Origin of the sequence: Actinoallomurus rhizosphaericola (assembly GCF_024055675.1) — a bacterium.
In the GTDB taxonomy this organism is placed as follows: domain Bacteria; phylum Actinomycetota; class Actinomycetes; order Streptosporangiales; family Streptosporangiaceae; genus Actinoallomurus; species Actinoallomurus soli.
Window position 1 is genome coordinate 16,611 of the sequence record NZ_JAMXMW010000036.1, and the last position, 21,060, is coordinate 37,670.

Genomic DNA, 21,060 nt, shown 5'->3' on the forward strand with positions numbered 1-21,060 from the left:
TTACTGGAAACAGAAAACCAGAAAATAGTAGGCTGCCTGTGTGACGATTCCGAGCGCCGAAGACTCCGCCACGAACGACGCGCCGCCGGCGGAGCGGCCCTGCCGCTACTGCGGGAAGCCGGTCCCCCAGCGGAGCGGGCGCGGCCGGCCACGCGCGTACTGCCCCGACGCCGACTGCCAGGCCCGCGCCAAACGCGACCGCGAGCTGCGCCGTGCGGTGCCCGGTCTCGAAGGGGCGCTGGCCCGCGCCGAGGATCTGTACGACCGCATGGAGCAGGGCCTGTCCGCGGCCATCGCTCCCCTGGCGGCCGCGCTGGAGACCGAGCTGTCCCCACGCGGGGTCGAGGCCCGGATCAGCGCCGAGCGGGCACAGGCCCAGGCCCGGGTGGCCGCCGCCATGGCCGCTCGGGAGGAGGCGACCCGGATCGCCGAGCAGGCCGGGCAGGCGGCCGCGGAGGCCGACGCCCGCGCCCACGCCGCCGAACAGCGGACGGCGGAGGCCGAGCGTGCCCGTGCCGAGGCGCAGACCTCCGCCCGGCAGGCCCGTACCGAGGCCGAACGCGTACGGGCGGAGGCGTCCGACCTGGTGCGTCAGGCCGAGGACGCCGCCGAAGAAGCGGCACGACGGGCCGCGCAGGAGGTCGAGGACACCCGCCGCGCGGCCGCCGAAGACGTCGAACGCGCCCGAGCCGAGACCGAGCGTGCCCGGCAGGACGCCGAGGCCGCGCGGAGCGCGCAGGCGGAGGCCGTGGCCGCCGTCCGGCGTGCCGAGCGCGAGACCGAGCAGGCCCTCGCACGGCTGGAGCAGGCCGGCGCCGAGCTTGCCGAGGCGCGGACCGCCGCGGTACAGGCCGACCGTGAGCGCACGGCCGCCCATGCCCGTGCGGAGGTCGCAGAGGCCGGCCGGGAGCGCGCCGAGACCAGGGCGGCCGCCGCCGACGCCGAGCGTGCCGCCGCCCTGGCCGTACGGGACGCGGCCCTCGCGGACGCGGAACGGCTCCGCGCCGAAGTCGCCGAGGCCCGCTCTTCCGCCGAGCGCTTGCGCGGCGAACTCGAGCAGACGCGTCTGCGATTGAGCGTCGAGCAGGCCCGCCTGCGTGACCTGGAGCGCGACCGCGCCGCCGCCCGTGCCGAGGCAGAGGCCCAGCGCGAGCGCGCCATCACCGCCGAGCTGCGCGCCGCCCGTCCCCAAGAGGAGGAATCGCCTCGTCGGGAGAAGACCGATCCCGGCGCGGAGGAGTGAGGAGTGGTCGGCGAGTGGTGATGTGAGGCGACGGCGAGGTCGGCGCCTCGGCACTCCACGGCCTTGGCCTTCCAGGCGAGCGGCTCCGTGGCATCCGGCCGGGGAGCCTCCGCGTAAACCGGTTGGCGGACCACGGCGACCACTGCTACTTTTCCGGAGGCCGTGCCAGAGAACGAGGAGGTGGTACCCGTGAACACAGTATCGACATGGGTGCTCCCCTCTGGGGTCACGGTCGGACGATAGGTCGTCCGGGAGCGCCGTTCAGAGCACTCCCGAAAGGCACGACCATGCGATTCACCTCCGAGCAGCGCCTCGACGACGGCGTCCTCGAACGCGAATTCACCCTCGGCGAGATCCCCGGCATCCTGTGGACACCCGCATCCGCATCCGCTCCGGCACCGCTGATCCTGATGGGCCACCCCGGCGGACTGCACAAGATGCGCCCCCGACTGGTCGCCCGGGCCCGGCACTCGGCGGAGTACGGCTTCGCCACGGCCACGATCGAGCTCCCCGGGAGCGGTGACCGGCCCCGCTCGGCCGCCGCCGAGCAGGCCCGCGCCGACCTGCGCCGGGCACTGGAGGCCGGCGAGCCGGTCGACGAGGAGATCATCGACCGGCTCATCCTTCCACTGGTCGAAAAGGCCGTCCCGGAATGGCAGGCCGCACTGGACGCCCTCCTTTCGCTGCCCGAGATCGGCGGCCCGGTCGGATACTCGGGAGGGGTGATCGCCATCGGCGTCCGGCTGGCGGTGGTCGAGCCGCGCATCGCGGCCGCCGTTCTGTTCGCCGGGAGCTTCGTGCCTCGCACCCTGTTCGAGGAGGCCCGGCAGGTCACCATTCCCCTGCATGTCCTGCTGCAGTGGGACGACGAAGGGAACGACCGGCAGGCGGCCCTGGACCTGTTCGACGCCTTCGGCACCAAAGAGAAGACGCTGCACGCGAATATGGGCGGGCACACCGGTGTCCCGCAGTTCGAGGGGGACACCACGGCCCGGTTCTTCACCCGGCATCTGAGCTGACCGCCGACCATCCCCGCCGTCAGGCCGGCCGCAGACGGTGGTGCATGAGAGCACCGATCGCCTCGCCCGCGGGCGGTACGGGATAGGCAGGAGACCCGCTCGTCCAGAACAGCCGATGCCCATCAACGGGCGCAAGGAGAGTGACAGGAACAGCAGAAGACTCAGACCGCAAGAGCAGCCGACCGACCACGCACTTCGGCCCGCGCCACGTAGGGCGGCGCGGGCCGAGGCGTCGTCGGTCCCTCCGTGCCTGTGGGAGGGCCGATCTTGTCGTCGATGACGATCTCGGGGATGGGAGCGCCGTCCAGAGTGCCCGGCTCGACACCTTCGATCACCTGGGCGATTCCCTCGTACACGCGTTCGGCGAGCGCCTGCTCCTCGGCGTCGGGCGCTTCTTTCGCCAGTACAGGGCATCCAGTACCTTCAGCAGCTTCGGCCCGGACAGTTCGGCCTTCGTCAGCGGCGCCGAGTCCGGCTCCAGCACGATGCGATAGGTCCACAAGAACACGATTCACGGTTCATATCGGTGGCGCCACCTGGGTTCGCAAGATCTGAACCGGTCGACCGGGCTGGGCTGTCGAACCGGCCCCGGCCAGGAGGCCCGGGCCTCGACGGCCCGCACGCGGAGTACAAGGGGAACCCGGTCCTGGCGAACCGCGGCCGGATGACGGCCAGCAGGATCAGCGTCGCGGTGGCCAAGGCCCTCCGCTCGGGTCCGTGCGACCAGCCCCAAAGTAGCTCTCGGTAACCGGCGACTTCACATAACGTCCGTACGCGACCATCGCCGGGCCGTCGTCATGACCGGGTGAACCGGCCCGCGACCTGCACTGGTTTCACAGACCCGATCGGATCCGAGGTGCCGCCGCGCGGGTGCCCGCCTTCCCCGCGATCTGACGTCTGAGCTACTGGTTCGCGCTGCGCAGAGGCATCTCGGCCATCTTCATGTTCTTCGCGGACAACTGACCCCGGCTTCGGCACCGCAGCCCCCCGGTTACGGACTAGTACAACCCAGCCGTGATCGCTGCGCCTGGCGGTATGTCTCGCGCACGAAACGTTACCGACTCAAGATCCTTCCCAGCGATAACGGGCTGTGACCCGGCTCGGCTTCGCGGTACAGCCGACGACCGTGCGCTACCTCGGGGTGTTCCCGGACGACCCGACCGATGTGCCGCCCGAAGTCGTCGACTACCTCGCCGAGCAACGGGGCATCGCGGACGCCTCGGTGCTGAAGGCGTACGGCGAACGGGAGAAAACCCGGCTTACCTTCGTTACACAGAGCTGTCTTTCCTCTGGTGACACGGACCCGAGTCCCGAGCCGTGTTGAGCTTCGGGGCGTTGGTCGCGCCGGGGGCGGGGATCTCAGGGGCCTGGTGTCGCGGGGCCGCCCGGGATGACTACGCCGGTTCGGCCGCACGGTGCCGGGCGGTGAGGACGACGATGCCGCCGATGACGGCCAGGCTCATCAGCACGGCGCCGAAGATGGTGGCCCCGGAGGTGAGGCCGACGGCGTCGCTGAGGTAGCCGGCGGCGACGGGCAGGGCACCTGCGGGCAGGTAACCGCCCACGTTCAGGGCCGCGTTGGCCTCGGCCAGACGTTGGGGCGGGACGCTGGAGTTGAGCAAGGACAGCCCGCCGAGCTGGCCCATGCCCTGGCCCGCGCCGGCCAGCAGGGCCGCGGCGATGAGCGCCGGGACGGACGCGGCGTGCACGGCGATGACCAGAGCCGCCATGCTGATGACGGTGCTGACGGCGCCCGCGGTGAGGATGACGCGCCGGCGCAGCCGCTGGACGGCGAACTGCACTCCGGTGGCGGCGAGGAACATCACGAACGCCATGGCGCCCGCGACGATGCGGCTGGTGGTGCCCAGCAGGCCGGACAGCAGCGAAGGTCCCAGCGACAGCACGAACGAGGTCGCGGTGATGCCCGGCGCGAACACGGCGATACCCAGGATGAGCTGCGGGCTGTTGCCGTGGGGGACGCGCGGCAGCCGTACCCATGCGCCCGTGCCGGGACCGGCCGGCCGCGGCACGGGCATGCGCAGCACGGCGAGCACGGCGGTGATCAGCAGCGTGGCCTCGACGACGAAGACGGTGACGGTCGGGCCCGGCAGCGTCTCGGACAGCAGACCGGACAGCAACGGTCCCAGACCCGCACCGAAGACCATGGAGCAGGAGGCGAGCAGCGCGGCGAGCCGCTTGCGGCGCGATCCGGCGACGTCGGTGACCGCCGCCATGCCGGCCGAGACGACGGCGCCGACGGCGATGCCGGTGAACAGGCGCGCCACGATCAGCGCGGCGACGGTATGGGCGATCGCGAAGATCGCACAGGCGGCGAGGGCGAGGACGAGCGTGGGCAGCAGCACGCGCTTGCGTCCCAGCCGGTCGGAGACGACGCCGGAGACGAGCAGGGAGCCGAGCAGCCCGACGATGTAGCAGGCGAAGATCAGGGTGAGCGTGCCCTTGGAGAAGCCGATGTCGCGCTGCCACAACACATACAGCGGCGTGGCCGCGTTGGACAGCATGAAGACGGCGGTGACCGGCCAGGCGGCCAGCCATACCCACCAGGTCGGCACGGGGCACGCGCCCGCCTGGACGCGGTCGGCCACCTCGGTTCGCCGCTGCCCGCCGATCGCTTCCCCACGCATGGTTCGACTCTCTGACACGGATGTCCTCCCTGCTTGACCTCATTACGAGTGGAGTCGAATAAGTACGAACGGAGTCGAACATAACACGCAGTACGATTAGAGTCGAACATAGGGATCGCATGATGAGGAGCCGCCCCGTGCCACCGACCATGGCCGCCCCGCCCGCCATCAAGGAGTTGCCGGAGCCGCCCGGCCTGCCAGAGCCGCTCCCTGAACCGGCGGCAGAGGATCTGCGCCTGGAGACGATCCTGGGGGCACTGAGCGATCCGCTGCGCCTGCGAATCGTTCAGAAACTCCTGCTGGAGCGCGAGCGGTTCGATCACCCGTGCGGCTGGTTCGGGATCGACCGCCCTAAGTCGTCGCTCACCCACCACTTCAAGGCCCTGCGCGAGGCCGGCGTCATCAGGCAGCGCCAGTACGGCCTGGAGCGCCGCAGCCACGTGCGCCGCACCGATCTCGATGCCCGCTTTCCTGGCCTACTGGAACTCGTCGCGGCCTGGACACCGGACGCACCCTGACTGGCGCCGGTTTCGCAGTCGCCCCGGGCAGCCGCGTTACGGCGCCATCGTCCCCAGCACTTCGCTTTCAGATAGGCGACGACGCTGTCGTGAAAGCGCCAGATACGGCGGCTGGCCGACGTCTGCACCGACGGGCCGATAGCAGGTGCCCGCCCCCGGGAGACGGACAGCACGGGGGCGATCTGGGGAGACGCTGCTGGCGACCGCGGTCTACCTGACGACCCGCGCGGTCGATGACGCCTTGGACCTGCTCGAAGTGCTAATCGCGACGAAGCTGCTGGCCCGCGCGGAGCGGGAGACGGCAAAGGAGAAGCTGAAGAGCCTGCCGCGGGTGGAGCGGGCGTCGGCGAAGCTGGCCGCCGCCTTTCGTGTTCGACACCACGTTCGAGCAGGTCGACACCGACACCGGGGAGGTCACCCCGCCCGAGGTGGAGACGCTGGACGCGATGTGGGAGCGGATCGAGCAGGTGGTGCCGCGGCACGAACTGGCCGCCGCGATCGCCGCACTGTTCGAGCTGACCCCGCCGCTCGACTCCGACGCTGCCGCGACCACCGGCCCGGAGTAGACCACCCTCATGTACGCCGACCCCCAGTGCGGGCAGACCGCCCCGCGCTTGCTCGGCAGCCGACGGCCGAGCTCGGCCTCCTCCCGGACCCGCCGCTGTTCCTCCTGCTCGGCGAGGTGGCGTTCCCACACCTCGGCCGCCTCGGCCGGCAGTGTGAGGTCCGGGTTGATCTGGCCATCGCTCATGTCTCTGACCTCCGGTTGGCCAGTTCCCTCCGGACGTGTGGGCGGGCGGCTGTCTCATTTGAAGTGGCCCGGCGACCGGGTCGAGTGCGGTCAGGCGAAGGGTCCGGTGCCACGGGGATGCCGATCGGGAAGGATGAGTCAGCGGCCCCCTCCTGCCCGATCCATCATCGAGCCGATCGTCATGGTCATGCGGCGGCGGCCGGCCAGCCGTCCCGCGTGTGCCATCAGCCGGTTCCTCGTGCCCGTGATCACGCTGGGTGGCGGGGTGCGCCGGTCGAGGGCCTTCAGGGCGATCGCGACGACCTCGTCGGGTCGCATCCGGCTGGTGCCGCCGTCGGCCTGGGCGCCGGCGACGTCGAAGAACTCGGTCTCGGTAGCGCCCGGCGACAGCGCCATCACGCGCAGCCCGGTGCCGCGCGACTCGTACCAGAGTGCCTCGGTGAAGCTAAGCACGAACGCCTTGGTCGCGCCGTAGACGGCCATGGTCGGGATGGCCTGGTAGGCCGCCATGCTCGCGACGTTGACGAGCACGCCGCCGCCGCGGGCGCGCAGCCGCTCGATGAAGACGCGGCTGAGGTCGACGAGGCTGGTGACGTTGACGGCGATCTCCGCCTCCAGCCGCTGCGGGTCCTCCTGGTGGAACGCCGTGTTGGTGGCGAAGCCGGCGTTGTTGATCAGGCTGGTGACAGTGAGGCCGCGCTCGGTGAGCGCGGCGTCGAGTGCCGCCGCGACGCCGGGGGCGGCTAGGTCCATGGCGATCGGGGTCGCGATGATCCCGTACGCCGTCGCGAGCTCGTCCGCGAGGCGCTCCAGTCGTCCCAGTCGGCGGGCGACGAGCACGACGTCGGAACCCCGTGCGGCGAGCTGCCGGGCGAACTCGGCGCCGATTCCCGCGCTGGCGCCGGTGATGAGGGTGGTCTGGCCGTGGTAGTCCACGGGTGTCATGGCTCCTCCAGGGGTCCGGTTCGGGACGACGGTGGCACCGTAAGCCTTTCTGGCACTGAGTGTCAATCGGTCACTGAGGTGCTAGAATGGCGCCATGTCGGCCACTCCTGACCAGAAGCTCTGGGCCCGTACCCGCCAGGCCGTCCACGCAGAGGTCGCCCGGACCGCGATGGGCCTGTTCCTGGAACGCGGTTTCGAGGCGACGACGATCGACGACATCGCCGCGGCGGCAGGCATCTCCCGGCGCTCCTTCTTCCGCTACTTCGGCACGAAGGAGGACATCGTGCTCGGCGACCTCGCCGCCCAGGGCGAGCTGATCCGCAAGGAACTGGAGGCCAGGCCCGCCACCGAGGACGCGTGGACCGCGCTGCTCAACGCATTGCGCCACGCGCCACGGCCCGGCCAGGACGACGCGACCACGTTGAAGATCTCGAAGATGCTCTACGGCACCCCGTCCCTGCGCGCCCGCAGCCTCGAGAAACACCTCCAATGGCAGGCACTGCTCACCCCGGACATCCGCCGCCGCCTCGGCGTCGCCCCGGACGACGAGCACGACCTGCGCGCCGACGCGATCGTCGCCTGCGTGCTCACCTGCCTGGACGTCGCCGGCGAGGCCTGGACCCGCAGCGACGGCACTACGCCACTGGACGACCTGGTCCTCGCGGCGGTCGCGGCGGTACGGGGAAGCGCGGCTGCCTACTGAAGCGCGCCATCATCTCGCAGCCGGGGTTCGGCGGGAGGGGAATAGTCGGTGCAGTGTCGCCGATCTCACCCCGGCTCGACACATCGGGTATGCGCGGGTGTCGACCGGCGGGCAGAAACTTGAGCGGCAGATCGACGCGCTGACCGCGGCCGGGTGCCGGCGGATCTTCGCCGACAAGAAGTCGGGCAAGAACGCGCTACGGCAGCGCGAGATCGGGTTCACCAGCCTGCATGAGAACCTCGACACCACCACGCCTGGCGGGCGGCTGGTCTTCCACGTCTTCGCCGCGCCGGCGGAGTGGCCTTCGGGGAGGCTGGGTGCAGGAATCAGCGGCTCTTCGGGTGCCTCTTCAGGGCCACGGTTTGGGTGGGATCGCGCGCGTCGGCTCTGGAGGCGGGAGAGGGCTTCTGATGGTCGAGGGAGTGCTTACGTCACTCGCCCAGCGCTCGTGAGGCCGCGCGCGCCTTCCTCGGCGACCCCGCCGCACTCGAACCGGTCTCCCACGCCTGGTCGCCTGCACCACCGTCGGCAACGTCGTGGTCGTCGACGTCCGGCAGGGGTATGAGCAGGCCCATCGCCCTCCTCGGGGTTGACGCCGAAAAGTGTGAGTGGTTTATTACTTACATGCCGAACGAGAGTAGCCAGCGGACACTGTCGACCGCCGAGGAACGTCGTGCGACGGTCATGCGGACCGCGATCGCGGCGTTCGCGGCGCGCGGGTTCTACGGGACGACGACCACCGAGGTCGCCAAGCACGCCGGGATCTCGCAGGCGTACCTCTACCGGCTGTTCCCCGACAAGGAGGCGCTGTTCGTCGCCGTCGTGGACTACTGCGCGCTACGGATCCGCGAGTGCCTCGCCGAAGGCGCGGCGCGGACGGAGAGCGGCGACCCGCGTGCGGTGCTGGCCGCGATGGCCGACTCGTACGCACAGCTGATCTCCGACCGAAGCCTGCTCATGGTGCTGATGCAGGCCAACTGCGCCGCGAGCGAGCCGGCGATCCGTGACGCGGTCCAGGCCTGCTACGCCAGGCAGGTGGAGTACGTGCGGGCGGTCTCCGGCGCGCCGGAGGAGCAGATCCAGCAGTTCTTCGCCCGCGGGTTCCTGTGCAACGCGGTCGTCGCGATGGGCGCGACGGACGTGGAGGCCCCGTGGGCGCACACACTGACACTCGACCTGCTCCACTATCCGTCTCACGGCGGATGACGCCCGGCCGTCCCGCACCAGCGGGGGACGGCCGGGCGGCGGCCGCTCGCCGGAGCGGCTTTTCTTTTGACCCAAGAGTGAGTGATCGACCACTCATAGGAGGCTCGTGATGGACATCCGCAACCCTGTGGCACGACTCCCCGCTGCGCGCGCCGGCGCCGTCCCGCTCGCCGTCCTGGCCACGGCGCAGTTCCTCGTCGTGCTGGACACCTCGATCGTGAACGTCGCACTGGCCTCGATCCGCTCCGGCCTCGGCATGTCGTCCGCCGCCCTCTCCTGGGTCGTGGACGCGTATCTGCTGGCGTTCGGCACGCTCCTGCTGCCCAGCGGGCGGGCGGCCGACCGGTTCGGCCGGCGTCGGGTCCTGCTCACCGGCCTCGCGGTCTTCGCTCTCGCCTCGCTGGCCGCCGGCCTCGCCCCGTCGGCCGCCGCCCTCATCGCCGCGCGGGCGGCGCAGGGCGTCGGTGCGGCGCTCCTCGCCCCCGCCGCCCTCTCCCTGGTGCTCGTCCTGTATCCGGAGGGCCCGGCCCGGAGCACCGCCCTCGGCGTCTGGGGCGCGGTCTCGGGGGCAGGCGGTGCCGCCGGCGTCTTGCTCGGCGGCGTGCTTACGCAGACGTTCGGCTGGCCGGCGGTCTTTCTCGCCACTGTGCCCGTGGCCGTCGCCCTGCTGGTCGCCGTGCCACGGCTGATCCCACCGGACGCCGCCCGCTCCGCCCGGGCCCGGAGCGACCTGCCCGGAACGCTCACCGTGACCGCCGCCCTCGTCACGCTGACGTACGGCCTTTCCACGGGCGGCCGGACCGGTTGGACCAGCCCGGTGATCGTCGGCACGCTCACCGCCGCGCCGGTGCTGCTCGGGGCCTTCTGGTGGATCGAGCACCGCTCGCCCGATCCCCTCCTCCCACCGCGGCTCCTGCGCGCGGTCGGCACGCCGCTCCTGGTGATGCTCCTGCTGGGCGCCGCGTGGGTCGGCCTCTTCTACCACCTTCCCCTCTACCAGCAGCAGGTCCTCGGCTACGGGCCGCTCACGGCCGGGCTGGCCCAGCTGCCGCTGGCCGCCGCCATCACGCTCGCCTCCGCGCTGGCCCCGCGACCGGCCCGGCGGTACGGATCCAGGGCGACGCTCGTCACCGCCCTCGTGCTCTTGGCCGGTGGGCTGGCCTGGCTCTCACGGGCCGGTACCGGCGCGGAGTTTCTGACCGGGATCCTCGGGCCTTCGGTGCTGATCGGCGCCGGGCTCGGCGGAGCCTTCGTGCAGCTGACCGCCGCCGCCACCCGCGGGGTCACCGGCAGGGACGCCGGGCTGGCGGGTGGTCTGGTCAACACGACCCGTCAGGTCGGCGGCGCCCTGGGGCTGGCCGTCCTCACCGCCGTCGCCACCGCCCGTACGGACCGGCTCGCCGCACACGCGTCCGCCCGGCAAGCCCTCGTCGCCGGGCACCGCGCGGCCTTCCTCGCCGCGGCACTCCTCGCCGCGCTGGCCGCCCTCCTCGCCCGGACCACCGTCCCCCGCGGGCCGGCAGAAAACTGACCGAACCTCACGAAAGAAGGAAACGACATGTCCATCGAGCTCTCAAAGCCGTACCTCACCGGCCACTACACGCCCGTCGCCGACGAGCACACCGCGACCGCACTGCGGGTGCGGGGGACCCTGCCGCCGGAACTGACCGGCCGCTACTTCCGCAACGGTCACAACCCCAAGCCCGGCGTCACCCCGACGCACTGGTTCCGCGGCAGCGGGATGATCCACGGCCTGCGGCTGCGCGGCGGGCGGGCCGAGTGGTACCGGAACCGCTGGGTGCGCACCCCGGCGTTCGAGCGCGACGCGCCACTCATCCGCGAGGACGGCTCGGTCGACCTGACCGCCAGCGTCGCCGGGACGCACATCATCGAGCACGCAGGCCGGCTCCTGGCCCTCCAAGAGGCGAACCTGCCGTTCGAGGTGACGCCCGAGCTCGACACCGTGGGCGCGTACGACTTCGGCGGCAGACTGACCACGGCGATGACCGCGCACCCGAAGCAGGACCCGGCAACGGGCGAGCTGCACTTCTTCGCCTACTCGCCGTTCCCGCCACACCTCGTCTACTACGTCGCGTCCGCCGACGGCGAGCTGATCCGCTCACAGGTCGTCGAGGGCGCCGGGCCGTCTCTGATGCACGACTTCGCCATCACCGAGAACCACGTCGTCTGGCTCGACCTGTCGGTCGTGTTCGACCCTGCCGAGCACTCCGGCATCCCGTACCGCTGGAGCGACGCTTACGCCCCGCGGATCGGCGTGCTGCCGCGCACCGGCCCTGCCCGTACGACCTGGTACGACGTCGGGCCCGGCGCGCTACTACACGTCGCCAACGCATCGGAGGACGCCGCAGGGCGCATCACGCTCGACGGCCCCCGCTACGACCGCGCGGCCTGGGAGACCAGTTGGAAGTGGTGGGTCGGCGCCTCAGGCCACCCCGCACCACCGGTGAGCGGCGCAGTCGGCACCCGCTGGACCCTCGACCCGGCGACCGGGAAGGCGTCGGAGGAGACCATCGACGACCTGGCCACCGAGTTCCCCACCATCAACGACGACCGGCTCGGCCGCGCCAACCGGTACGGCTACGCGGTGGCATTCCCCGGCGCGGGCCTGGAGGAGTACGCGCTGGTCAAGTACGACTACGTGACCGGGGCGCGGCAGCTCATGCCGGTCGGCCGGGGCGTACTGCCCGGCGAGGCGGTGTTCGTGCCGGCCGATGGCGGCACCGCCGAGGACCACGGCTACCTGCTGACCGTCACCAGCGACCTGGACCGCGACGCCTCCGAACTCCTCGTCATCGATGCGACCGACCTGACCCGCGACCCGATCGCGGTCGTCGAGCTACCCCGCCGGGTCCCCGGCGGTATCCACGGCTCCTGGATCCCCGACACCGACCTCCACTGACCCGCCCATCGTCCCCGGGCCGCTCCCATCGGGCCGCCCGCCCCGCCGAAGATCCCGACTGGCGCGACAACCCCACCCGCTGACGAGGGCGATCCGTTGTTCGAGGCGGGGCGTTGGGAATCGATCGGTTCTTCGATACCCCCGGTGCAGGACACCTGACGAGAGCCCGACGCACCGCAAGGTACCGATCGCCTGGGCCGTAAGCGGGAAATCTCGGCCGGATATGACCACGGCCCCGGTGAGCACTGATACCGGCGGCGACGACGAGGGCGACGATGAACGACCGTGACTTTCTGGCCGAGCGATTCGAAGAGCACCGCACTCATCTCAAGGCGGTGGCCTACCGGATGCTCGGCTCCCTGGCCGAGGCCGACGACGCCGTCCAGGAAGCCTGGCTCCGGCTCTGCCTCTGCCCGCTCCGAGGCCGACGAGATCGGCGACCTCGGCGGCTGGCTGACCCCGCCCGAACGGCTGGCCTTCGCCCGCAGCGGCGGGGATCGAGTCGGCCGGGCGGAGAAGCTCCCTACTCCGGCTGATCGGCACACTCCGCCGCGACGCCGTCGGCGTCCTCACCGCAGCGCGCTTCGATGCGGTCGACCACCTGCCGGCTCCACACGCGGATGGCCGCGGCCTGATCGGGCGTGAGCGTTTCGAAGAAGTAGCGGCGAATGTTGTCCGCATGCCCCAGGATGGCGTTCTCCACGGCGCTGCGGCCCTTGGCGGTCAGTCCGATCCCGATCCGGCGGCCGGATCGGTTCTCGGTCCGATGAACGAGGTCGCGGTTCTCCATTCGCGTCAGCTGGTGCGCCACGCGACTCTTGTCCCAGGCGAGTGACTCGGCGAGCTCGCCCACGCGCATCCGGCCCTCGGCCGCTCGGTGAAGCGTCACGAGCACGCTGAACTCGGTCTTGGAGATACCGAAGTCGCGCTGCAGATCGCGGTCCAGCTCACGGGCCAGGAGGCGCTGCGCCTGCATCCAGCTGTTCCAAAGCTCCCACTGCTCGGGTTCCAGTGTGCGGGGCTTCGCCATGGCACGATCATAATGCCCCGGAGTTGACGCGACAACTTCGCCTGCCTAGAGTTGTCACGTCAACTCAGGGCGTGTCCCGCGTGGCCTCTCGTCATGACGTGCCGCGCATGCCGCCCAACGACGGCAATGCGGTGAGGAGCGGGAATGAACCACACGGTGGCGGTCATCGGCGGAGGGTACGGAGGGTCGCTCGTCGCCAAGGAGCTGGACTCCGACGCGGACGTCACGCTCATCGACCCCCGGGAGGCCTTCGTCAATGCGGCCGCGTCACTGCGGGCACTGACACGACCGGACTGGGCGCCCAACGCGTTCTTCTCGTTCGCGACGCTGCTCCAACGCGGACGGGTGATCCGCGACAGAGCCGTCTCAGTGGACCCGAAGGGCGTCACGCTGGCCTCGGGCGAGCGGGTCGAGGCCGATTATCTGGTTCTGGCCACCGGTTCCGGCTACACGTATCCGGCCAAACCGAACCATGCGTCGACGAGCATCGCCCAGCAACTGGACGATCTGCGCGAGACCCACAGGGAGCTGACCGCCACCGACCGCGTGCTGATCCTCGGCGCAGGCCCGGTCGGCCTGGAGCTCGCCGGCGAGATCAAGGACGTCTGGCCGGACAAGCACGTGGTCATCCTCGACAGGGCCGATCAGTTGCTCCCCGGCTTCCTTCCCGAGGTACGAGACGGGCTGCGCCACCAACTGGACGAGCTCGGCGTCGACGTGCGGCCGGGTACCGGTCTGACCGCGTTGCCGACGGTCGAGGCCGGTCGGGCCGGCCGCTTCGCGGTCACCACCGACAAGGGTGAGCAGATCGTGGCGGACATCTGGTTCCAAGCCTTCGGAGTCGAGATCAACACCGGCTACCTGGCCGACGGACACCTCTCGCCGCTGACCGAGCAGAGGACGGTCCCGGTCACCGAGCGACTGAACGTCCAGGGCTACGAACACATCTACGCGATCGGGGACATCGCCGCTCTCCCCGACCCCAAGATGGCCTCCTACGCGATGGCCCATGCCGACATCGTGGTGAAGAACATCAAAGCGCAGCTCGCCGGCGACCAGCCGAACGCCGTTCACACACCGACGCCCGAGCGGCGGATCCTGCTTCCGCTGGGGACGCGCGCGGGCATCGGCCAGCTCCCCACGCCGGACGGTGTCGCCGCGGCCACGGCGGAGACGGTCTACCAGCGCAAGGGCGCCGACCTGTTCACCGCGCGGTTCGCCGCCCGGTTCGGCCGCGCCTGACCGGTCCGTCGCCTCAACCTGCGGCGCCGGTGTGTTCGAGGATGAGTTCGGCGATGCGGTGAGGCAGCCCGGGAGAGAAGAACCCGTGCCCCATGCCGGGGATGACCCGCAGCCGTGCCCCGGGGATCCTCGCGGCGACGGCCTCGCCGTGGGCCGGTGGGCGGAGCGGGTCCGCCGCGCCGTGGATGACGAGCGTCGGTGCCGTGATGCCGGACAGGGGCACGAGCCGGTCCTCTGTCATCCGTTTGGCGGCCAGGTCATGGTTGGCGGCGGTGGTCTGGTCGGGGTCGCGTTCGTAGGAGAGCTCGACGTTGCGCCGCGCGGCGTCCTCGTCGAAGGCGAGGACGCCGCCGTTCAGTATCCGCCACGTCTCCAGGGCCGCCGCGATGTGCTCCTCGGGCGTCGAGGGCGGTGACCCGGCGAGGCGGGCGAGGTGCGCCAGTACGGCCGGCGCCGGAGGCGGAAGGTCGTCAGGGTCGGGTGACCGTCCGGACATGGCGCGCACCCACGCGTCCCTGGCGTCGTGGCCCATCGGGCCGGTCATGATGGCGGTGAGGGTCGTGACGCGCTCAGGGCGGTGCACCGCCAGCCACTGGGCGATCGCCCCGCCGAGCGAGGCGCCGACGACGTGGGCGGCGGTGACGCCGTGTCCGTCGAGCACGGCCGTGGCGTCGGCGGCCATGTCCGCGAGCGTGTACGGGTGGCTGGTGAAGTCCGCGTGCGTCGAGTGGCCCGTGTCACGGTGGTCGAACCGGATGACCTGCCGTCCGCCCTTCACCAGACCTTCCACCAGTTCGTCGGGCCATCCGATCCCCTGCGCGGAGGTGCCCATGATGAGCAGCACGACGGGATCGTCGCCGTTGCCGAAGCGCTCGGTCCACAGGCGAATGTCCGCCGACGCGACGAATTTCTCCTCGACCAATTCCATGAGGACGAATATAGCGCGGCAACGCCATTCAATGCGGAATCAACATAATGGCGAAAATGTGCTATAATTGCTCCAGCGCTCCTCCGCGGAACGCCCCATTCCGGCCCCGTCACCCCCGAGACGGGCGGACGGCGGTGCCGAGGATCTGCGGGGCCACGGGGAAGGGGATGCCGGTCTCCCGAGGGCCGAGCCGGTCGAGTCGTTCGATCACGAAACCGGCGCGTTCGATCGTGGCGGCGGTGTCGCGTCCGAGGTGGCAGCCGCCGCTCAGCCGCGGCCACAGGACGGCGTCGAGGGCATGTTGTACGCGCCGCCGGGCCGGAGACTCGGCCTGTACGTGTTCGAGGAACCGCAATCGTCCGCCGGGCCGGAGCACCCGGAGGATCTCGGCCAGGGCGGCGTTCGGGTCGGGCACGGTGCACAGCACCAGGCAGGCCACGGCCGCGTCGCAGGAGGCGTCGGCGGCCGGGAGACGGTCGGCGGATCCGTCGGTGACCTCGATCGGCACGGGCGTTCGGGCGGCGGCCGCCTCGGACAGGCGCCGTAGGTACGGTTCGGGTTCGACGGCCAGCACGGCCTCGATCTGGTGCGGGTAGTGGGCGAAGTTCGACCCGGTGCCCGCACCGATCTCGACGACCCGCCCGGACAGGCCGTCCAGCAGGGCGTGGCGGTGCGGGCCCAGACCCCGGTCCATCAGCGGGCAGACGCGGGCGAACAGCGGATGCCGGCGTCGAGCGCTCGCGCGCCCCATGGTGGGTGTCCTCCTTCCTCACCGTATTGAATAACGGGTCAGGGGCGCAGGAGGGTCTTGATGGCGCGGCGCTCGTCCATGGCCTTGTAGCCCTGGGCGGCCTCCTCCAGCGGGAGTTCGAGGTCGAAGACCCGGCCCGGATTGATCTTGCGGTCCCAGATCAGCCGGATCAACTCGGGCAGGAAACGGCGCACGGGCGCGGGACCGCCGTGCAGGTGCACCCCGGAGAAGAACAGCTCCTCGCCGGGGAGCCGGACGTCGTGGCTGACACCGACGTAGCCCACATGCCCGCCCGGACGGGTGGCGCGGATGGCCTGCATCATCGACTCCTGGGTGCCGACCGCCTCGATCACGCTGTGCGCGCCCAGTCCGCCGTTCAGCTCCTTGAGCTCGGCCACGCCCTCGTCGCCGCGCTCGGTGATCACGTCGGTGGCGCCGAACTCGGTCGCGAGCTTCTGCCGGTCGGCGTGCCGGCTGAAGATGACGATCCGCTCGGCCCCCAACTGCCGGGCGGCCAGCACTCCCAGCAGGCCGACCGCGCCGTCGCCGACGACCGCCACCGTCTTGCCCGGCCCGGCCTCGGCCGCCACGGCGGCGAACCAGCCGGTGCCCAGCACATCGGAGGCGGTCAGCAGCGAGGGGATCACGTCCGCGTCGGGCATGCCGGGGGTGGCGACCAGGGTCCCGTCGGCCAGCGGGATGCGGGCCCTCTGCGCCTGAGTGCCCCCGACCAGTTCGGCGTGCACACAGCGGGACTGATATCCGGCCCGGCAGATCTCGCAGGTGTTGTCGGAGGCGAAGAACGACCCGACCACGAAGTCACCGATCTTGACGTTCTCGACCTGGTCGCCGACCTGCTCGACCACCCCGACGTACTCATGGCCCATCGGCTGGTCATGGAACTCGTCGACGCCGCGGTAGGGCCACAGGTCCGACCCGCACACACACGCCGCCGCCACCTTGATGATCGCATCGGTCGGCTCGATGATCCGTGGGTCCTCGCGGTCCTGCACCCGTACGTCACCCGGCCCGTGCATCACCACACCACGCATTACTTTCACTTCCTCGGATTCGTGTGTCGAGGTACTGCGATCACATGCGGAGGTCGCGGCACGCAGACGCCGACTCGGCGAGCCCTCGTCCCGCGCGCAGTGATCCTGGCTCCTTGAGTGGCCACTACCCATCGAAGACGTTGGTCAGCGCAGAAAGAAGGCACTGCTGGAAGGTGTACTGGCAGGGCACCCCCATCCCGCGCAGACGCGGGGCACGACCGAACCGGCTCCCGCAAGCCGATTCCGACGTCAAGGAGCATCGCCAGAGCGGTGCTGGACGGCCGGGCTCAGACCAGCGCGGCGACGGCGGTGTCCACGTCGGCTTCCGTCGTGTAGAGGTGGAAGGCGAGGCGAGCCGCGCCGTTGCGGACGGATGCGCGGATGCCGGCCGCCGCGAGCCGCTCGGCCGCGCCCGGGCGGGTGACGCTGACGATCGCGCTGTCGCCGGGCGGCAGGCCGAGGCCGGTACGGAACCGGTTGGCCAGCCGTACGTCGTGGTCGTGGATCGGACCGATGCCGATCTCCAGGAGCAGCTCCAGCGTCGGGGCGGCCGCGACGTAGGAGAACCACGGGACGGCGATGTCGAATCGCCGGGCGTCCTTCGCCAGCCGCAGCGGCGGGCCGTAGGATGCGTCGCCGTCACCGGCGTACCAGTTGGCGGCGATCGGCCGGATGCGGTCGCGTACGGCCGGGCTCACGTAGCAGAAGGCGGTGCCGCGCGGGCACATCAGCCACTTGTACGCCGAGACGGCGAGGACGTCGAAGGGCGTCGCGTCGACCGGCGTCCAGCCGACCGCCTGAGTGGCGTCGGCGACGACGAGCGCGCCGTGCGCCCGCGCCGCCGTGACGACCTCCTCCGCGGCGGCGACCTCACCCGTCGCGGACTGGACCAGGCTGAAGGCGACGGCGTCCGTGCGCTCGTCGATCGCCGCGGGCAGGTCAGCGGGCGGCACCGTGCGCACGTCGAAATCGTGCACGAGCCACGGGAACAGGTTCGACGTCTGCTCGATGTCCGGGACGACGACGCGCGAGCCGGGTGGCAGTGAGGCCGCGACCGGGGCCAGCACCTGCGCGGCGGAGGCCCCCACGGCCACGTCGTCGGCCGGGACGCCGACCAGACGCGCGAACGCGCCGCGCGCGCGATCGGTGGACCGGTCCCACTTGTCCCAGCCGTTGGCTCCGCGACGCCACTCGGCCAGCGCGCTCTGCAGCGCCTCGAACGCCGGCGCCGGCGGGATGCCGTAGCTCGCGGTGTTCAGCCATCCCGGCTCCGGGTCCCACAGGCGTACCGCTTCGTCAAGATTCATCCTGGTGAGCCTAGGGGCTCGGACGGTGCCGCCCGCGTCCGAGTACCGGCCGACCGCACTCGGACGCGCAACCGGGCGGCTTACCAGGGAAGAGGGCCCTCGATGTCGAAGTAGCCGCCGGTCGGGCCGTCGGGGCCCACCTGCGCCATGCGCACGATGATCTCGGCGCCCTCCTCGACGGTCTGGATGCCCGTGTGAGCGTTCAGGTCGGTGGCGGTGTAACCGGGCTCGACCGCGTTGATCCGCATCTGCGGGAACGCCTTGGCGTACTGCACGGTGACCATGTTGACCGCGGTCTTCGAGGCCGGGTAGGCGATTCCCGGGTAGCCGTACACCGGGGTGCCCTCGGCCGTCGCCCTGGCGAGGGAGGCCAGGCCACTGCTGACGTTGACCACGACCGGTGCCGCGGACCGCTGCAGCAGCGGCAGGAAGGCGTGGGTGACGCGTACGAGACCGAAGAGGTTCGTCTCGAACATCTCCCTCATCAGGTCCGCGGTCGTCTCGGCGGCGCCGACCACTCCCCCGTCCGGCGTCCGCCCTTCGATGCCGGCGTTGTTGACCAGCACGTCCAGGCCGCCGTCGGCCTCGATCGTCTTGACCGCGGCGGCGACGGACGCGTCGTCGGTGACGTCGAGGAGGACCATCCGCGCGCCCAGCCGCTCGGCGGCCCGGCGGCCGCGTTCGGCGTCCCGGCTGCCGATGTAGACGGTGTGACCCGCGGCGATGAGCCGACGGGCGGTCTCGAAACCGAGGCCCTTGTTCGCCCCGGTGATCAGTGTTGTCGTCATGGCTCCAGGTTGCCGCCGCGGGGCGGCGGCACCCAGTCGTCCCGTCTTCCTGGGACTACCGGTACCAGGCAGTTCGCCGGCCCGCCGTGCAGACTGATGGGTGTGGCGACGACAGAGTTCGGACGGACGGTACACCGCTGGCGCGACCGCGTGTCGCCCGAGGCCGCCGGATTGCCCACCGGCGGGCAGCGGCGCGCGCCCGGCCTCCGCCGCGAGGAACTGGCGCTGCTGGCCGGGATCTCCGTCGACTACATCACCCGCCTCGAGCAGGGCCGTGCGTCGAACCCGTCCCCGCAGGTCGTCGAGGCGCTGGCCCGGGCCCTGCGGCTGTCGAGCGGCGAGCGGGCCCACCTGTTCGACCTGGCCGGACTGGTGCCGCCGGGGCCGGACACGGTCCCCGCGTACATCACTCCGAGCGTCCAGCGGCTGCTGGACCGGCTGACCGGGACGCCCGTGGCGGTGTACGACGCGTCCTGGACGCTGCTCATCGCGAACCCGCCGTACGCGGCGCTGATGGGCGACCCGTCCGGTTGGCGGGGCAACGAGCGTAACGGCGTGTGGCGGAACTTCCTGGGCTATGAGAACCGGGTCCGGCAGACGCCGGAGTCCCGGGGCGCGCTGCAAGCGGCTCTGGTCGCCGACCTGCGCGCGACCGTCGGGCGTTATCCGGCCGACCAGCGGCTGCGGCGGCTGGTGGCGGAGCTCCAGGCGCGCAGTGACCGGTTCGCCGAGCTGTGGGACTCCGGTGTCGTCCGCCGCCACGAGGCCGCGCGCAAGACCATCGATCATCCGCAGGTGGGCGCCCTGACACTGGACTGCGACGTGGTGACCGTGGCGGGCAGCGACCTGCACATCATGATCTACACGGCCGAGCCCGGCACCGAGGACGCCGAACGCCTGGAGCTGCTGACCGTCCTCGGCACCCAGTCGCTCCTCGGGTGACGCCCCTGTCCCTGCCGGTCCGCCGGGGGCCGGCCGCGGACGGGCGGTTCTGCGCCCGCGGCCCGGGCTGGGTGAACGTGGCGGTCAGATGCCGCAGAGTTCGGCGAAGCGCCGCGCGCCGATGTTGCCCCCGGAGATGATCACGCCGACGCGGGGCGGCGGGGTGATGCGGCCGCTCAGCAGCGCGGCCAGCGGGCCGGCGCCGCTCGGCTCGATGACGATCTTCAGGCGTTCGAACGCGAACCGCATGGCCTCACGGATCTCATCGTCGGTCACCAGCGCGATCCCGTCGACCAGATGCCGGTTGATGGAGAAGGTCAGCTCGCCCGGGATGTCCGCGGCCTGACCGTCGGCGATGGTGCGGGGCACGGGGATGGACACGCGCCGCCCCGCCTCGAGGGAGCGCTTGGTGTCGTCGCCCGCCTCCGGCTCCACGCCGATCACGCGGATCGCCGGGGTGAGGCCCTTGGCGGCGGTGGCGCTGCCGGCGATGAGTCCTCCGCCGCCGACCGGGACCACCAGGGCGTCGAGGTCGCCGACCTCGTCAAGGAGCTCGAGTGCCGCGGTGCCCTGCCCCGCGATGACGTGCGGATGCTCGTACGGCGGGATGAGCGCCAGGCCGCGGTCGGCCGCCAGCGCCTCGCCGATGGCGACCCGGTCGCCGGTGTAGCGGTCGTAGGTGACGATCTCCGCGCCGTAACCGGCGGTGGCGTCCATCTTGGACGTCGGGGTGTCCTCGGGCATGAGGATCACCGCGGTCGTGCCGAGTTCACGGGCGGCGAGGGCGACGGCCTGGGCGTGGTTGCCCGAGGAGTACGCGGCGACGCCCTTGGCCAGCTGCTCCGGCGCGAGCCGGGAGGCGGCGTTGTAGGCGCCGCGGAACTTGAACGCGCCGATCCGCTGCAGATTCTCGCACTTGAGAAAGACCTCGGCGCCGACGAGCGCGTCGAGGGTGCGCGAGCGCAGCACCGGGGTGCGGTGCGCGACGCCCTCGATGCGCGCGGCGGCGGAACGGACGTCTTCGAGGGTCACCGGGAGTGTGGCGGTCATACTCCGTCTTCCTGCGAGGT

23 protein-coding genes and 1 pseudogene are annotated in these 21,060 nt (G+C 71.3%); 13 read left to right on the top strand and 11 right to left on the bottom strand.

Annotation, left to right across the window (positions count from 1 at the left end; all coding sequences use genetic code 11):
• Nucleotides 1–40 precede the first annotated feature (40 nt).
• Both NE234_RS43265 and NE234_RS43270 read left to right on the top strand, forming a co-directional pair.
• Complete coding sequence (locus NE234_RS43265; protein WP_252786994.1) at nucleotides 41–1,243, top strand: hypothetical protein; 1,203 nt, start codon at nucleotides 41–43, stop codon at nucleotides 1,241–1,243.
• A 287-nt stretch (nucleotides 1,244–1,530) separates the two neighbouring features.
• The gene (locus NE234_RS43270; RefSeq protein ID WP_252786995.1) at nucleotides 1,531–2,262 is read left to right on the top strand and encodes a dienelactone hydrolase family protein; all 732 of its coding nucleotides are present in this window, start codon (nucleotides 1,531–1,533) and stop codon (nucleotides 2,260–2,262) included.
• Between the two features lie 161 nt (nucleotides 2,263–2,423).
• On the opposite strand, the gene NE234_RS43275 is transcribed toward NE234_RS43270, so the two are convergent.
• Nucleotides 2,424–2,777, bottom strand: a complete 354-nt coding sequence (locus NE234_RS43275; protein ID WP_252786996.1) for a hypothetical protein — start codon at nucleotides 2,775–2,777, stop codon at nucleotides 2,424–2,426.
• 575 nt (nucleotides 2,778–3,352) lie between these two features.
• Between NE234_RS43275 and NE234_RS43280 the strand changes: the two genes are divergently transcribed.
• The gene (locus NE234_RS43280; RefSeq protein WP_252786997.1) at nucleotides 3,353–3,586 is read left to right on the top strand and encodes a DUF4158 domain-containing protein; all 234 of its coding nucleotides are present in this window, start codon (nucleotides 3,353–3,355) and stop codon (nucleotides 3,584–3,586) included.
• Nucleotides 3,587–3,656: 70 nt separating this feature from the next.
• On the opposite strand, the gene NE234_RS43285 is transcribed toward NE234_RS43280, so the two are convergent.
• The gene (locus NE234_RS43285) at nucleotides 3,657–4,907 is read right to left on the bottom strand and encodes an MFS transporter (protein ID WP_252786998.1); all 1,251 of its coding nucleotides are present in this window, start codon (nucleotides 4,905–4,907) and stop codon (nucleotides 3,657–3,659) included.
• Nucleotides 4,908–5,044: 137 nt separating this feature from the next.
• On the opposite strand from NE234_RS43285, the gene NE234_RS43290 reads away from it, so the two are divergent.
• Entirely contained in the window at nucleotides 5,045–5,425 is a 381-nt protein-coding gene (locus NE234_RS43290) for an ArsR/SmtB family transcription factor (RefSeq protein ID WP_454923410.1), read from the top strand.
• A 368-nt stretch (nucleotides 5,426–5,793) separates the two neighbouring features.
• Nucleotides 5,794–5,991 (top strand): hypothetical protein, encoded by a 198-nt coding sequence (locus NE234_RS43295; protein WP_252786999.1) that lies wholly within the window; start codon nucleotides 5,794–5,796, stop codon nucleotides 5,989–5,991.
• Between the two features lie 323 nt (nucleotides 5,992–6,314).
• Here NE234_RS43295 and NE234_RS43300 read toward each other — a convergent pair whose 3' ends face one another.
• A complete protein-coding gene (locus NE234_RS43300; RefSeq protein WP_252787000.1) occupies nucleotides 6,315–7,121 on the bottom strand; it encodes an SDR family NAD(P)-dependent oxidoreductase in 807 nt (268 codons plus the stop codon).
• A 94-nt stretch (nucleotides 7,122–7,215) separates the two neighbouring features.
• Between NE234_RS43300 and NE234_RS43305 the strand changes: the two genes are divergently transcribed.
• Both NE234_RS43305 and NE234_RS46220 read left to right on the top strand, forming a co-directional pair.
• Nucleotides 7,216–7,824, top strand: a complete 609-nt coding sequence (locus NE234_RS43305) for a TetR family transcriptional regulator (RefSeq protein WP_252787001.1) — start codon at nucleotides 7,216–7,218, stop codon at nucleotides 7,822–7,824.
• Nucleotides 7,825–7,921: 97 nt separating this feature from the next.
• A pseudogene (locus NE234_RS46220) lies at nucleotides 7,922–7,969 on the top strand (hypothetical protein); the annotation flags it as partial.
• A 286-nt stretch (nucleotides 7,970–8,255) separates the two neighbouring features.
• Here NE234_RS46220 and NE234_RS43315 read toward each other — a convergent pair.
• Nucleotides 8,256–8,399, bottom strand: coding sequence for a hypothetical protein (locus tag NE234_RS43315; protein WP_252787040.1), 144 nt, complete (start codon nucleotides 8,397–8,399; stop codon nucleotides 8,256–8,258).
• 49 nt (nucleotides 8,400–8,448) lie between these two features.
• Between NE234_RS43315 and NE234_RS43320 the strand changes: the two genes are divergently transcribed.
• The 4 genes from NE234_RS43320 (at nucleotide 8,449) to NE234_RS46225 (ending at nucleotide 12,486) form a co-directional block, all read left to right on the top strand.
• Nucleotides 8,449–9,030 (top strand): TetR/AcrR family transcriptional regulator, encoded by a 582-nt coding sequence (locus NE234_RS43320; protein ID WP_252787002.1) that lies wholly within the window; start codon nucleotides 8,449–8,451, stop codon nucleotides 9,028–9,030.
• A gap of 109 nt (nucleotides 9,031–9,139) precedes the next feature.
• A complete protein-coding gene (locus NE234_RS43325) occupies nucleotides 9,140–10,561 on the top strand; it encodes an MFS transporter (RefSeq protein WP_252787003.1) in 1,422 nt (473 codons plus the stop codon).
• A 27-nt stretch (nucleotides 10,562–10,588) separates the two neighbouring features.
• Entirely contained in the window at nucleotides 10,589–11,950 is a 1,362-nt protein-coding gene (locus NE234_RS43330; RefSeq protein ID WP_252787004.1) for a carotenoid oxygenase family protein, read from the top strand.
• 347 nt (nucleotides 11,951–12,297) lie between these two features.
• On the top strand, nucleotides 12,298–12,486 hold the full coding sequence (locus NE234_RS46225; RefSeq protein WP_406567144.1) for a hypothetical protein: 189 nt from the start codon (nucleotides 12,298–12,300) through the stop codon (nucleotides 12,484–12,486).
• Here the strand turns inward: NE234_RS46225 and NE234_RS43340 are convergent.
• On the bottom strand, nucleotides 12,474–12,980 hold the full coding sequence (locus tag NE234_RS43340; protein ID WP_252787005.1) for a MarR family winged helix-turn-helix transcriptional regulator: 507 nt from the start codon (nucleotides 12,978–12,980) through the stop codon (nucleotides 12,474–12,476). The genes NE234_RS46225 and NE234_RS43340 overlap by 13 nt on opposite strands.
• Nucleotides 12,981–13,124: 144 nt before the next feature.
• Here NE234_RS43340 and NE234_RS43345 point away from each other — a divergent pair, with 144 nt between their 5' ends.
• The gene (locus tag NE234_RS43345; protein ID WP_252787006.1) at nucleotides 13,125–14,222 is read left to right on the top strand and encodes an NAD(P)/FAD-dependent oxidoreductase; all 1,098 of its coding nucleotides are present in this window, start codon (nucleotides 13,125–13,127) and stop codon (nucleotides 14,220–14,222) included.
• A 13-nt stretch (nucleotides 14,223–14,235) separates the two neighbouring features.
• Here the strand turns inward: NE234_RS43345 and NE234_RS43350 are convergent, their stop codons facing one another.
• The 5 genes from NE234_RS43350 to NE234_RS43370 form a co-directional block, all read right to left on the bottom strand.
• Nucleotides 14,236–15,150: an alpha/beta fold hydrolase gene (locus NE234_RS43350; RefSeq protein WP_252787007.1), complete on the bottom strand. Its 915-nt coding sequence runs from the start codon at nucleotides 15,148–15,150 to the stop codon at nucleotides 14,236–14,238.
• A gap of 109 nt (nucleotides 15,151–15,259) precedes the next feature.
• The gene (locus NE234_RS43355) at nucleotides 15,260–15,901 is read right to left on the bottom strand and encodes a class I SAM-dependent methyltransferase (protein ID WP_252787008.1); all 642 of its coding nucleotides are present in this window, start codon (nucleotides 15,899–15,901) and stop codon (nucleotides 15,260–15,262) included.
• A gap of 38 nt (nucleotides 15,902–15,939) precedes the next feature.
• Complete coding sequence (locus tag NE234_RS43360; RefSeq protein ID WP_252787009.1) at nucleotides 15,940–16,953, bottom strand: zinc-dependent alcohol dehydrogenase family protein; 1,014 nt, start codon at nucleotides 16,951–16,953, stop codon at nucleotides 15,940–15,942.
• A gap of 287 nt (nucleotides 16,954–17,240) precedes the next feature.
• The gene (locus tag NE234_RS43365; protein WP_252787010.1) at nucleotides 17,241–18,260 is read right to left on the bottom strand and encodes an aminotransferase class V-fold PLP-dependent enzyme; all 1,020 of its coding nucleotides are present in this window, start codon (nucleotides 18,258–18,260) and stop codon (nucleotides 17,241–17,243) included.
• A gap of 80 nt (nucleotides 18,261–18,340) precedes the next feature.
• On the bottom strand, nucleotides 18,341–19,048 hold the full coding sequence (locus tag NE234_RS43370) for an SDR family NAD(P)-dependent oxidoreductase (RefSeq protein WP_252787011.1): 708 nt from the start codon (nucleotides 19,046–19,048) through the stop codon (nucleotides 18,341–18,343).
• Nucleotides 19,049–19,150: 102 nt separating this feature from the next.
• On the opposite strand from NE234_RS43370, the gene NE234_RS43375 reads away from it, so the two are divergent.
• Nucleotides 19,151–19,990, top strand: a complete 840-nt coding sequence (locus NE234_RS43375; protein WP_252787012.1) for a helix-turn-helix transcriptional regulator — start codon at nucleotides 19,151–19,153, stop codon at nucleotides 19,988–19,990.
• Nucleotides 19,991–20,074: 84 nt separating this feature from the next.
• On the opposite strand, the gene NE234_RS43380 is transcribed toward NE234_RS43375, so the two are convergent.
• The gene (locus tag NE234_RS43380; RefSeq protein ID WP_252787013.1) at nucleotides 20,075–21,040 is read right to left on the bottom strand and encodes a pyridoxal-phosphate dependent enzyme; all 966 of its coding nucleotides are present in this window, start codon (nucleotides 21,038–21,040) and stop codon (nucleotides 20,075–20,077) included.
• Between the last annotated feature and the right edge of the window lie 20 nt (nucleotides 21,041–21,060).

Excerpts from the sequence above, each read along its gene's own strand:
- NE234_RS43365 (WP_252787010.1), bottom strand. The coding sequence starts at position 18,260 with ATGAATCTTGACGAAGCGGTACGCCTGTGGGACCCGGAGCCGGGATGG.
- NE234_RS43285 (WP_252786998.1), bottom strand. The coding sequence starts at position 4,907 with ATGCGTGGGGAAGCGATCGGCGGGCAGCGGCGAACCGAGGTGGCCGAC.
- NE234_RS43360 (WP_252787009.1), bottom strand. The coding sequence starts at position 16,953 with ATGCGTGGTGTGGTGATGCACGGGCCGGGTGACGTACGGGTGCAGGAC.
- NE234_RS46225 (WP_406567144.1), top strand. The coding sequence starts at position 12,298 with ATGCTCGGCTCCCTGGCCGAGGCCGACGACGCCGTCCAGGAAGCCTGG.
- NE234_RS43380 (WP_252787013.1), bottom strand. The coding sequence starts at position 21,040 with ATGACCGCCACACTCCCGGTGACCCTCGAAGACGTCCGTTCCGCCGCC.
- NE234_RS43345 (WP_252787006.1), top strand. The coding sequence starts at position 13,125 with ATGAACCACACGGTGGCGGTCATCGGCGGAGGGTACGGAGGGTCGCTC.
- NE234_RS43325 (WP_252787003.1), top strand. The coding sequence starts at position 9,140 with ATGGACATCCGCAACCCTGTGGCACGACTCCCCGCTGCGCGCGCCGGC.
- NE234_RS43330 (WP_252787004.1), top strand. The coding sequence starts at position 10,589 with ATGTCCATCGAGCTCTCAAAGCCGTACCTCACCGGCCACTACACGCCC.
- NE234_RS43320 (WP_252787002.1), top strand. The coding sequence starts at position 8,449 with ATGCCGAACGAGAGTAGCCAGCGGACACTGTCGACCGCCGAGGAACGT.
- NE234_RS43305 (WP_252787001.1), top strand. The coding sequence starts at position 7,216 with ATGTCGGCCACTCCTGACCAGAAGCTCTGGGCCCGTACCCGCCAGGCC.
- NE234_RS43315 (WP_252787040.1), bottom strand. The coding sequence starts at position 8,399 with ATGGGCCTGCTCATACCCCTGCCGGACGTCGACGACCACGACGTTGCC.
- NE234_RS43370 (WP_252787011.1), bottom strand. The coding sequence starts at position 19,048 with ATGACGACAACACTGATCACCGGGGCGAACAAGGGCCTCGGTTTCGAG.
- NE234_RS43350 (WP_252787007.1), bottom strand. The coding sequence starts at position 15,150 with ATGGAATTGGTCGAGGAGAAATTCGTCGCGTCGGCGGACATTCGCCTG.
- NE234_RS43270 (WP_252786995.1), top strand. The coding sequence starts at position 1,531 with ATGCGATTCACCTCCGAGCAGCGCCTCGACGACGGCGTCCTCGAACGC.
- NE234_RS43300 (WP_252787000.1), bottom strand. The coding sequence starts at position 7,121 with ATGACACCCGTGGACTACCACGGCCAGACCACCCTCATCACCGGCGCC.
- NE234_RS43355 (WP_252787008.1), bottom strand. The coding sequence starts at position 15,901 with ATGGGGCGCGCGAGCGCTCGACGCCGGCATCCGCTGTTCGCCCGCGTC.
- NE234_RS43340 (WP_252787005.1), bottom strand. The coding sequence starts at position 12,980 with ATGGCGAAGCCCCGCACACTGGAACCCGAGCAGTGGGAGCTTTGGAAC.